At 62.1% G+C, this 11,326-nt stretch carries 12 protein-coding genes; 1 reads left to right on the top strand and 11 read right to left on the bottom strand.

What is annotated here, in order from left to right; genetic code table 11:
* The 11 genes from QOC89_RS29080 to kdsD form a co-directional block, all read right to left on the bottom strand.
* A partial coding sequence (locus QOC89_RS29080) for an LON peptidase substrate-binding domain-containing protein (RefSeq protein WP_323048196.1) occupies positions 1-500 on the bottom strand: 500 nt, incomplete at its 3' end.
* A 39-nt stretch (positions 501-539) separates the two neighbouring features.
* Positions 540-1,433, bottom strand: a complete 894-nt coding sequence (gene rapZ / locus QOC89_RS29075) for an RNase adapter RapZ (RefSeq protein WP_323048195.1) — start codon at positions 1,431-1,433, stop codon at positions 540-542.
* Positions 1,434-1,568: 135 nt separating this feature from the next.
* Positions 1,569-2,537 (bottom strand): HPr(Ser) kinase/phosphatase, encoded by a 969-nt coding sequence (hprK, locus tag QOC89_RS29070; protein WP_007179412.1) that lies wholly within the window; start codon positions 2,535-2,537, stop codon positions 1,569-1,571.
* 176 nt (positions 2,538-2,713) lie between these two features.
* Positions 2,714-3,229 (bottom strand): PTS sugar transporter subunit IIA, encoded by a 516-nt coding sequence (locus tag QOC89_RS29065; RefSeq protein ID WP_179735937.1) that lies wholly within the window; start codon positions 3,227-3,229, stop codon positions 2,714-2,716.
* 288 nt (positions 3,230-3,517) lie between these two features.
* Positions 3,518-3,874 carry a ribosome hibernation-promoting factor, HPF/YfiA family gene (gene hpf / locus QOC89_RS29060; protein WP_179735939.1) on the bottom strand — a complete coding sequence of 119 codons (357 nt, stop codon included), beginning with the start codon at positions 3,872-3,874 and terminating at the stop codon, positions 3,518-3,520.
* Positions 3,875-4,123: 249 nt separating this feature from the next.
* Positions 4,124-5,641: an RNA polymerase factor sigma-54 gene (locus QOC89_RS29055; protein WP_323048194.1), complete on the bottom strand. Its 1,518-nt coding sequence runs from the start codon at positions 5,639-5,641 to the stop codon at positions 4,124-4,126.
* A 184-nt stretch (positions 5,642-5,825) separates the two neighbouring features.
* On the bottom strand, positions 5,826-6,611 hold the full coding sequence (gene lptB / locus QOC89_RS29050; protein ID WP_179735943.1) for an LPS export ABC transporter ATP-binding protein: 786 nt from the start codon (positions 6,609-6,611) through the stop codon (positions 5,826-5,828).
* Complete coding sequence (gene lptA / locus QOC89_RS29045; protein ID WP_323048193.1) at positions 6,608-7,279, bottom strand: lipopolysaccharide transport periplasmic protein LptA; 672 nt, start codon at positions 7,277-7,279, stop codon at positions 6,608-6,610. The genes lptB and lptA overlap by 4 nt, the downstream gene beginning before the upstream one ends.
* A gap of 20 nt (positions 7,280-7,299) precedes the next feature.
* Entirely contained in the window at positions 7,300-7,908 is a 609-nt protein-coding gene (gene lptC, locus QOC89_RS29040) for an LPS export ABC transporter periplasmic protein LptC (RefSeq protein WP_323048192.1), read from the bottom strand.
* Positions 7,905-8,465, bottom strand: a complete 561-nt coding sequence (locus QOC89_RS29035) for an HAD family hydrolase (RefSeq protein WP_323048191.1) — start codon at positions 8,463-8,465, stop codon at positions 7,905-7,907. Before QOC89_RS29035 ends, lptC begins: the two co-directional genes overlap by 4 nt.
* Positions 8,465-9,448, bottom strand: a complete 984-nt coding sequence (kdsD, locus tag QOC89_RS29030) for an arabinose 5-phosphate isomerase KdsD (protein ID WP_323048190.1) — start codon at positions 9,446-9,448, stop codon at positions 8,465-8,467. Before kdsD ends, QOC89_RS29035 begins: the two co-directional genes overlap by 1 nt.
* 160 nt (positions 9,449-9,608) lie before the next feature.
* Between kdsD and QOC89_RS29025 the strand changes: the two genes are divergently transcribed.
* Positions 9,609-11,326 (top strand): cation:proton antiporter (locus QOC89_RS29025; protein WP_323048197.1); only part of this gene is annotated, 1,718 nt, incomplete at its 3' end.

Raw genomic sequence — 11,326 nt, 5'->3', positions numbered from 1 at the left:
GACGGGTCGTCGAGCCTGAATGGTTCGGCGAACGGCAGGCTCTCCGGATCGCGCTCGCGAATAGTCGCGATGATCCGTTCGAGCACTTCGGCGCAGGCGCCGAATTTCGCCAGCAGCTCATTGCCTTCGAGCGGAACGTCTTCGCCGAGCGGCTCCGCCATGCCGACCAGCAAACCGCTGCTCTCCACGCGATGCGACAGCAGGCGAAACCGCCGCGTGCCACGCGCCCGGATTAGCAGCATGCCGAAGGCTTCGACATCGCACTCTTCGATTTCGGCGAGACATCCCACTGCTTCCGGCACTGAAGGCTCTTCTTCGCGCGCGACTTCCGCCCCGCTTTTCAGCAGACATACACCGAACGGCGTTTTTTCACGCAGACAGTCGCGCGCCATATCGAGGTAGCGCGCTTCGAAGATTTTCAGCGGCAGCAGCCCATCGGGAAACAGCACCGTATGCAGCGGAAACAGCGGTACATCGGCAAGCACAGTAGAAGAAGACATGGCGCAACGCTTCGAGTTGAGGCCGCGCGATGCGGCCGGTTAAGCCACTAACTTCGATGATTCGCCGGCGTGAACCGGCGCATCGCGGTGCCGCACAATGACATTTGCCGAAGTTGCGAGACGCGCGGCTAGCGTCTCCGCAATGAACACCGAGCGGTGCTGCCCGCCCGTGCAGCCGATCGCGACCGTCAGATAACTACGGTTGTCGTCGCGGAAATGCGGCAGCCATTTGACGAGAAACTTTTCGATGTCGCCGATCATTTCATGCACCACCGGCAGTGCATCGAGAAAATCCATTACCGGTTTGTCGAGGCCCGTGAGCGGCCGCAATTCATGATCGTAATACGGGTTCGGCAGCGTGCGTACGTCGAAAACAAAATCGGCGTCGAGGGGCACGCCGCGTTTGAAGCCGAACGACTCGAACATCAACACGAGCCCCGTATCTTCCTGCTCGATGAAACGTTTGACCCAGGCACGCAGCACGTTTGCGCGCAGATTGCTGGTGTCGATCTGATGGCCGAACTCAGCGAGGCCCGCCACGAGCTCGCGTTCGCGTTCGATCGCTTCCGCAAGCGACGTCAGCAGGCCGACGTCCGCGTCATGCGCGGTTGAACCGGATAGCGGATGGCGGCGGCGTGTTTCGGAGAAGCGTTGAATCAGCGACTGCGTGCTGGCATTCAGGAAAAGGACGCGCACGTCGTGGGAGCGCGAGAGGTCGCGGATCATCGCGGGCATTTCGTCGAGCGAGGCGCTCGAGCGCGCGTCGATCGCGACCGCGAGGCGTTCCTGGCCGCCGTCGGCGAGATAGTTGGCGAGTTGCGGCAGAAAACGCGGCGGCAGATTGTCGACACAGTAATAGCCTGCGTCTTCAAGCGCGTTCAGGGCAACCGATTTGCCGGAGCCGGAAATACCGGTGATCAGGATTATGCGCATGGAGTCGAGAAATCCGTACAGTTCATCATAGCATCTGGTCCCGTGCGCGTGGCGCCGCAGCCTGCCGTTGGCTGCGGGCCTTATGGGCCGTGGAGTACTGCGGAGCGCCGCGGCGGGTTGCCGAAGGTCGCGGACTTAGATCAATTTGCCGGGAAACTGGCTGTCCGGGTCCTGCATGGCCAGGCGCTGGCGATCCATGAAGTCGCGCAACGTATCGATACCGCGCAGTTGCAGGATCGTGTTGCGCACGGCCGCTTCGACCAGTACCGCGAGGTTGCGGCCGGCCGCCACCTGAATCGTGACTTTGCTGATCGGCAAGCCGAGCACGTCGACGGTTTGACTTTCCAGCGGCAGCCGCTGGAACTCGCCATCGGGACGGCGCACCAGTTGCACGATCAGTTTCAGCTTCATTTTGCGGCGCACCGCGGTTTCACCGAAGATCGTCTTGATGTCGAGCAGGCCGAGACCGCGCACTTCGAGCAGATTTTGCAGCAGCGGCGGGCAGCGCCCTTCGACGAAATCCGGGCCGAGGCGCACGAAATCCACTGCGTCGTCAGCGACGAGGCCGTGGCCGCGACTGATCAGTTCCAGCCCGAGTTCACTCTTGCCGAGGCCGGAATCGCCGGTGAGCAGCACGCCCATGCCGAGAATGTCGAGAAACACGCCGTGCAGCGTGGCGCGCGGCGCCAGAATGCGCGACATGTAGAGGCGCAGGCTGTCGATCACCGCGGCGGCGGACATCGGCGTGGTGAACAGCGGTGTGGACGAGCGCGTGCAGCGCAGCACCAGTTCCGGCGGCGCGGCCACGCCGCCCGCCACCACCAGAAACGGCGGTTCCAACGCGATCAGCTCGGCCATATGGCGTGAGCGGTCCTCGTCGGTTTGGCGTTTGTAGTAGTCGATTTCGGCGTCGCCGAGCACCTGGATCCGGTTCGGGTGGATCAGGTTCAAGTGGCCGACAAGGTCGGCGCTCGACGTGGCATTGGCGACCGATTCCGAAGAAAAGCCGCGCTCCCAGCCTTCATGCCCCGTCAGCCAGCTCAGCTTCAGCGTGGCGGCGTTGTCGTCGAAAATGCTCTGGGCGTTGATGCTGGACGTATCCATGAGTCAGTGACTCCAGTGTGGGCCGCTTGCTCGGCAAAGGGTGCGCTCGCGCTAACGCGGGCCGCGAACTTTGCCTGAGTGTACCCGCGCGCAGGTGGCTAACCGGACAGATGAGCTGGCGGCTAACCATGCAAACGAGCAGGCGAACGATCGGCGTGCGGATAACCGCCGATGCATCAAGGTTGCCACTGAGTGAGCAGCCGATGCAACGAATCGCGGTCTTCTTCCGTGTGCAGGCGCTCGCGGGTCTCGCGATCGGACAGCAACTGAGCGATTTCCGAAAGGATTTCGAGGTGCTGCTGGGTGGCCTGCTCAGGCACGAGCAGGAAGATCAGCAGCGAGACCGGCTGGCCGTCGGGCGATTCGAAGGGAATGGGTTCGGCGAGGCGGACGAATGCGGCGAGCGGCTGCTTCAAGCCTTTGATCCGGCCATGCGGAATCGCAACGCCTTCGCCAAGGCCAGTCGATCCGAGGCGCTCACGCGCAAACAGATTGTCAGTGACCGTGCTACGGGCGATGCCGTTCTGGTTCTCGAAGATCAGACCCGCTTGCTCGAATACGCGCTTCTTGCTGGTGACCGATAGTCCGACGACGACGTTCTCGAGGGGAAGAAATTTGGCTAAACGATTCATGTTGACAGGCGAAAACGTGGCCTGGGTTCTCCTCGCTGGGGCGTTTGAGTGGCGTTCCATTCGTTTGATGCTCACGGCGCCGCACGTTGGAGTCCGAAAGCGCAGGACCCTGGCCGACCGACTTCCGTTTGAGCTAGCTTGACCCCGATGGTAACCGGAACATTATAGAACAGGGTAGCCACGGATGGTGCGGCGCGCCATCAATGCATTATGGGTTTATTTGAAGCGCGGGTCCGTGCGGCGTTGAGCGCAAGAAGGGGGGCGGCCAACGAAAAACCGCCCGGTCTCGGGCGGCTTTGCTGGTTAAGGGAAACCGAAGGAAGCAAACGAAACCCCTTCTAATTTTCCTTACTGCGGCGGCACATCGAGTTGCGGCGCCGGTTGATACTTGATCGCATCGTGCTGATGGCCTTGCAGGCGATCCTTGTGACGTATGACTTGTCGGTCAAGCTTGTCGATCATCAGATCGATCGCAGCGTAAAGGTCGCTGTCACAGCTCTCGACAAAGATGTCTTTGCCCTTCAGATGGAGGTTGATTTCCACCTTTTGCCGCTTTTCCTTTTCCTTATGGTTGTCGACCGAGAGGACCACACTGCCGTCGATTACCTGATCAAAATGTCTTAGCACCCTATCCAGTTTGGTGATCACGTATTCGCGCAACGCAGGCGTTACTTCGAGGTGGTGTCCACTGATCTGCAGATTCATAGTGCTTCTCCAAGCTAGAGGCCGCTTGTTCCGCACGATGACGAAGGTCCGGTCGATCTGTCGGCTTGCCTGAGTCGCCCCCCGGTGACTGACTTCTGGCAGGTCGCATCGGCCGGCCTGTCCGCCAACTTGCGGAGCGGCCGGTAAATGCCCGTCGCGGGAGGCGGCGGGCTCAATAAAACGCCGGGCCGCCCCACGTTTTATTCCCCCCTCGGGGGGCCTGGCGCGAGGCGACAGGTTGGGGGCGCGCTATAGAGACTTGCGCAGGTTGACTGCTGGAATCTTGAGTGCTTCGCGATACTTCGCAACGGTGCGCCGTGCGACCACGAAGCCCTGTTCCGCCAGCAGTTCGGCTATGCGGCTGTCTGAAAGAGGAGATTTCGGGTTTTCCGCTCCTATCAGTTGCTTGATGAGCGCGCGAATGGCCGTGGAAGAGGCCGCGCCGCCCGTGTCAGTCGAAACGTGTGATCCGAAGAAGTACTTAAATTCAAGCGTCCCGAATGGGGTCAGCATGTATTTACCGGTTGTCACACGCGAGACAGTTGACTCGTGTAGGCCCAGCGTATCAGCAATTTCCCGCAAAACCAAGGGGCGCATGGCAATTTCGCCATGTACAAAAAAGCTCTTCTGACGCTCCACGATAGCCTGTGCAACCCGGAGGATAGTCTCGAAGCGTTGCTGGATATTCTTGATCAGCCAGCGTGCTTCTTGCAGTTGCTGGCGCAACGATCCGCTGCCTGGATCGCCCCGGTTATTGCGCAGAATATTTGCGTAGAGATGATTGATGCGCAGCTTCGGCACCACCTCCGGGTTCAGTTCCGCCTGCCAGCCCTGTGCCGTTTTGCGCACCATGATGTCCGGCACGACATAGTCCGCTTCCGCCTTGCCGTAAGCCGCGCCGGGAAACGGCTCGAGCGAGCGGATCAGGACATGCGCATCGCGTAGATCGTCGTCGTTCGCCTTCAGATGCTTGCGCAGGCGCGTGAAATCGCGCGCCGCGAGCAATTCCAGATGATGGGCGACGATGTCGAGCGCAAGCGTGCGCGTAGGAGATTGTTCGAGCCGGAGCAATTGCAGCTTGAGACATTCGGACGCGGAGCGTGCGCCGACTCCCGCCGGGTCGAAGCTATGCAGCAGCGCAAGCGCGGCATTCATTTCGTCGAGATCGACCTCGAGTTCTTCGGGCAGATCGGTCAATACTTCGTCGAGCGTGGCGGCAAGATAGCCGTCGTCGTCGAGCGATTCGATCAGGAAGGTGATCAGCGCGCGGTCGCGCTGGCTTGCCTGGGTGACGCGAAGTTGCGCCATCAGATGATCGCGCAGCGAAGTGCTCGATTCATGGATTTGCAGCGGCGGCAGATCGTCGTCGTCCGAGGCATTGCCGGAGCGGCCGTAGTCGCCGAGATCCCATTGCGACGCGTCGCCGTTGCCGTCGCTCGCGAGGCCGTTATATTCGTCGACACCCTGCGGCTCGCCGTTCTCGGCGCGCTCGCTGCTGCTGGTGGACGAAGACGACGTATTGCCGCCCATCTGGTCGGGCGGTGCGGAGGAATTGGGCGACTGCGCGATCAACGAACCGTCGGCCGCCACGCGCAGGGGACTCGCGATCCAGTCGTCCTCGTTCTCGAGGAGCGGATTCTGCGAGATCGCCATTGCGACTTCCTGCTGCAGTTCGAGCGTGGACAGCTGAAGCAGCCGGATGGACTGCTGCAGTTGCGGGGTCAGCGCAAGATGCTGCGATAGGCGGAGTTGGAGGCTGGCTTTCATGGCAAGTTGAGATTCATTGTAGAGAGTTTGCCACGACCGCGATACTTTGCGACATTCGCAATTACGCGTGCGCCCGTTTTCGGCGGCGCTGGGCGCAAGACGGCCCAGGTCAAAATGCTGATGTGCGGATGCCGCAAAAGCGCCGGCGGATGCGCGCTCGCACCGCCGGCAGTCCCTTGGGCACTTACATGCGGAAGTGCTCGCCCAGGTAGACGCGCCGCACGCTTTCGTTTTCGATGATGTCGCTCGGCGCACCGGCGGCCAGCACGCTGCCGTCGCTGATGATGTAGGCGTGATCACAAATGCCGAGGGTCTCGCGCACGTTGTGGTCGGTGATCAGTACGCCGATATTGCGCTGCTTCAGAAATTTAACGATCTTCTGGATTTCCAGCACGGCGATCGGATCGACGCCCGCGAACGGTTCGTCGAGCAGAATGAAGCTCGGGTTGGTGGCGAGCGCGCGGGCAATTTCAACCCGCCGACGCTCACCGCCCGACAGCGACAGCGCCGGATTCTCGCGCAAGTGAGCAATCTGCAGTTCGTCGAGCAAGGCTTCGGTGCGGCTCGTGATGGTGTCTTTGGTGAGCCGCTTGCCGTTGTCTTCGTGCTGCAATTCCAGCACCGCGCGAATGTTTTCCTCGACGCTGAGCTTGCGGAACACCGAAGCTTCCTGCGGCAGATACGACAGACCCAGCGACGCGCGCTTGTGAATCGGCAGCAAGCTGATCGATTTGCCGTCCAGATCGATTTCACCTGCATCGAGCGGCACGAGGCCGACGATCATATAGAACGAGGTGGTCTTGCCGGCGCCGTTGGGGCCGAGCAGGCCGACCACTTCGCCGCTTTTCACGTCGAGCGAGACGTCTTTGACTACCGTGCGCGAGCCGTAACGCTTCTTCAGATTGCGGACCGCCAGCGAACTGCTGGTGCCGGCCGGTTTGCGATTGGGGAGGGACGCGGAGGAACTCACTGGTTCGGTGCTCCCTGGATTGTGGAGGACGGCGCGAGCGTGGCCGATGCGCCGCTCAGCGGTGCAGCGCCGCCATTGCGCGGCGCCAGCATTGCGCGCACGCGGCCGGTCGGGTTGCCCGGGCCGGCGACATCTTTACCCGCTTTCGCCGTGTAGAAGTCGTTCTGCCCGTCATACGTGATGACGCTGCCGTGCACCTGGTCCATTACCGTCGAGAGGCCTTGCAGGCGCTTCACGGTGGCGTTGGTGGTGAGCGTGGTCAGATCCTGCTTGCCGTCGTAGTCGATACGAACGGCCGTACCCTCGATGTATTCGTCGAGGCCTTCGCGCTTCTGGCGGAAATACGACAGATTGCCGCCAGTCGACGTGCCGGTGGCGTACTGATAGCCCTGCGGGTCTTGCGTCACTTCGACCCGATCGGCCTTGATCACGATCGTGCCTTTGGTGGCGACCACGTGGCCGGTGAAGATGTTGACCTGTTTGAGGTCGTCGTAAGTCATGTTGTCCGCTTCGATGTTCAGCGGCTTGTCCTTGTCGGCGCGGTCGGCGTGCGCGAGCGGCGCGAAGCCGGCGAGCGGCAACGCGACAATCAGCGCAGCGAGTCCGGCGCGGCACGCGGACAGGGTGCGCGAGCGGCCGGTATCAAAACGGGGGAACGATTCGTTCATGCAGTCACGCCTGGAATGGATTACCCGGGTTGCTTGGGCGAGCTGGCGGAGCCTTCGGACGCGGCGATCGCGCCCTTCACATTGCCGAACAGCTGCATCACCCGGGTGACGTTGTTGTAGTTCATGCCGCTGGCAGTCATCACAGACATGCCGCGCTGAAGTTTAACCGGCTTTTCAGTTTCGATGACATCGTCGTTGACCAGCACCCTAAAATGCTGCGAATCCGCTTGCATCTGCGGATCGCCGTTACCGGCGGCGCGCAGGATGCGGGCGTTGTCGTACAGATTGACGATCGAGGCGTCGCCGTTCACCGTGCCGGTGTCGCCGGTCGCGGTGACGATCGGTTTGCCGGGCTGAAAAGCGCGCATGGCCGGCTTGACCAGGTCGCTCAGCTCGTCGTCCTCGTAATGGATTAGCGACGTGGCGGTCAGGCGGTATTGCGTCGAGCCCGACTGATCGAGTTCGGACACCGAGAAGTTGTCCGCGAAGTAATCCGGCGTGTGCTCCTTGGGGCGTACCACGCTTTCGTTTTGCCGCGGCAACGTGGCTTGCAGCAGCCACCAGGTGATGCCGGCGAGCGCCGCCATTGCGACGAGCGGGATCAGTGAAGTCCAGCGAAACTGATTCATCCGACGAGGCCCCGCTGTTCGCCGCTGCAGGCTGCCGCGAGCAGCGCTTCATATTTGTGCTGCGCGCGCAGCAGGGTGTCGCAGACTTCACGCGCGGCGCCGTGGCCGCCGCGTGCCTCGCTGACCCAGTGGGCGCGCGCGATCACTTCAGGATGCGAATTGGCCGGCGCGGCCGCGAAGCCGACCTTCAGCATCACGCCGAGATCGACCCAGTCGTCGCCCATATAGCCGCATTCTTCCGCCGTCATGCCGGTTTGTTTCAGCAGGTCCGCGAACGCCTGGGGTTTGTCTTGCACGCCCTGATAGACGTGCGCGATGTTCATTTCCTTCACCCGCGCCGCGACGATGCCCGACTTGCGCCCGGTGATGATCGCCGTTTCGATGCCGGCCTGGCGCAGCAGCTTCATGCCGTGGCCGTCCATCGAATTGAACGCCTTCATCGTGTCGCCTTCCGCCGTGAACAGCAGACCGCCGTCGGTCAGCACGCCGTCGACGTCGAAAATCATCAGCTTGACGCGGCTTGCGCGTTCAGTGGCGGTAAGGGGGGCGGCAGCCATCAGATCACCTTCTTTGAGAACAGGTCGTGCATGTTGAGTGCGCCGATCAGCTTGCCTGCTTCGTCGACGACCAGCATCTGATTGATGCGGTGGCGCTCCATCAGTTCCACGGCTTCGACGGCCAGGTGATCCGGACCGATGGTGCGCGGGCCGGCGGTCATCACCGAAGCGATCGATAAATTGCGGAAGTCGCCGTCGCGTTCGAGCACCCGGCGCAAGTCGCCGTCGGTGAAAATGCCGGTCACGTGATCGTTGTGGTCGACGATCGCCGTCATGCCCATACGCTTGGCCGTCAACTGGAACAAGGCGTCGCGCACGGTGGCGTCGGGCGTCACCTTCGGCACCTGGTCACCGGTACGCATCACGTCGCGCACATAGGTCAAAAGGCGCCGCCCGAGCGCGCCGCCAGGATGCGAGCGGGCGAAATCGTCGCGGCCGAAGCCGCGCGCGTCCAGCACCGCGACCGCGAGCGCATCGCCGAGCGCGAGCGCGGCGGTGGTGCTGGCGGTGGGCGCCAGATTCATCGGACAGGCTTCTTTCGACACGGCAGAATTCAGATGCACGTCGGCCAGTTGTGCGAGACTCGACGACGGACGTCCCGTCATCGCAATCAGCTTCGCGCCGAGCCGCTTGATGAGCGGCAGGATCGCCACGAGTTCTTCAGTTTCACCGGAATTGGAGAGCGCGACGAAGACGTCGTCTGCCGTGACCATGCCGAGGTCGCCATGACTGGCTTCCGCCGGGTGAACGAAGAACGCCGGTGTGCCGGTGCTGGCGAGCGTGGCCGCCAGCTTGCGGGCCACGTGGCCGGATTTGCCGATACCGGAGACGACCACGCGCCCACGGCAACCCAGGATGAAGTCGATCGCCCCGACGAAACCATCGTCGAGTTGATCGCGAAGCGCGCGTACAGCGTCCGCTTCGATGTCGAGCACGTCACGAGCGAGCGCGAGTGCCCGGTCGCCATTGATTTTCGCTATCATTCGCGGAGTATAGCAAAGGCGCTTGTTCGCCGCGCCGGGCCTGCTGTGCCAAGCCACTGCCTTTAATGCTGTTTCTAACGGCCCTACAACCTTGTCGCACGGTGTTAGCGTGCGCGGTTCCGCTGACGAACGAGGACGCTTTACCGATGCGTTTCTGCCGATGATTTCCCCGCTCGAAATGACGCTGTTCCTGCTGCTGGCTTCAGTAGCAGGGGTGGTGGTTTTTCGCTTTCTTAATCTGCCGCCGATGCTCGGCTATCTGACGGTCGGCATCGTCGTCGGGCCGCACGCATTCGGTTTGATTCCCGACTCGGCGGGCGCGCAAAACCTGGCCGAATTCGGCGTCGTGTTCCTGATGTTTTCCATCGGGCTGGAGTTTTCGCTTTCCAAACTGCGCTCGATGCGCCGGCTCGTATTCGGCCTCGGCCTGTTGCAGGTGATCGGCACGATCGCCGTGGCGGTCACGCTCGGCTTTGTGCTGGAACGCTGGGTGCATATCACGTGGCAAGCGAGCGTGGCGTTGGGCGGCGCGCTGGCTATGTCGTCGACGGCGATCGTCAGCAAGATGCTGGCGGAGCGGCTCGAGATCGAAACCGAGCATGGCCGCAATATCTTCGGTGTGCTGCTGTTCCAGGATCTGGCGGTGGTGCCGCTGTTGATCGTGATCGCCGCGCTGGGCGGCGATTCGAAAGATCTCGTCAGCTCGCTCGGCGTGGCGGCCATCAAGATCGTCGTGGCGTTGGCGCTATTGTTGATCGTGGGGCAGCGCTTCATGACGCGCTGGTTCAACGTGGTGGCGCGGCGCCGCTCGCAGGAACTGTTCATTCTCAATCTGCTGCTGGTGACGCTCGGTGCGGCGTTCATCACGGACAAATTCGGGCTCTCGCTTGCGCTCGGTGCGTTCATCGCCGGCATGTTGATCGCCGAGACGCCGTACCGGCATCAGGTGGAAGAGGACATCAAGCCGTTTCGCGACGTGCTGCTGGGCCTGTTCTTCGTCACGACCGGCATGCTGTTGAATCCGCGTGTGATCTGGGAACATCCGTTCATCGTGCTCGGCTTCCTGATCGGCCCGATTCTGCTGAAGGCGGTGATGGTGACCGGGCTTTCGCGCCTGTTCGGTGCGTCGCCGGGTGTCGCGATGCGCACCGGTATCGGTCTCGCGCAAGCGGGCGAGTTCGGCTTCGTGCTGCTGAATCTGATTCTCGACAAGCATCTTGTCGACGCCACGCTGTTGCAGGCCATTCTCGCGGCGATGCTGCTGTCGATGCTCGCCGCGCCGTTCATGATCCAGAACGCGGATCGAATCGTGCTGAGGTTGTCGTCGACTGAATGGATGATGCAGTCTTTGCAGATGACACGTATCGCCACGCAGAGTTTGAAGCAAAGCGGCCACGTGATCATTTGCGGTTACGGCCGGGCCGGGCAGAATCTGGCGCGCATGCTGGAGCATGAAGGTTTGTCGTACGTCGCGTTGGACCTGGACCCCGATCGTGTGCAGGCCGCGGCGACCGCGGGTGAGTCCGTGGTGTTCGGCGACGCGGGGCGGCGCGAATCGCTGCTCGCCGCCGGTATCCATCGCGCGGCGGCGATCGCGATTACCTACGCGAATACGCCGTCGGCATTGCGCGTGCTGCACAATATTCACGAACTGGAGCCCACGCTGCCGGTGATCGTTCGTACCGTCGACGACGCCGATCTGGAAAAGCTGCTGGCCGCCGGCGCGACAGAGGTGATTCCTGAAATCGTCGAAGGCAGTCTGATGCTGGCTTCGCATACGCTGGTGCTGATGGGCGTGCCGATGCGCCGTGTGGTGCGGCGGGTCGAGGAAATGCGCGACGAGCGCTATGCGCTGTTGCGCGGCTATTTCCACGGCGC

It is taken from the genome of Paraburkholderia sp. (genome assembly GCF_034668105.1).
Lineage (GTDB): Bacteria > Pseudomonadota > Gammaproteobacteria > Burkholderiales > Burkholderiaceae > Paraburkholderia.
Note: the sequence above shows the minus strand (reverse complement) of the source record. Positions and strands in the feature narration are given on the sequence as shown.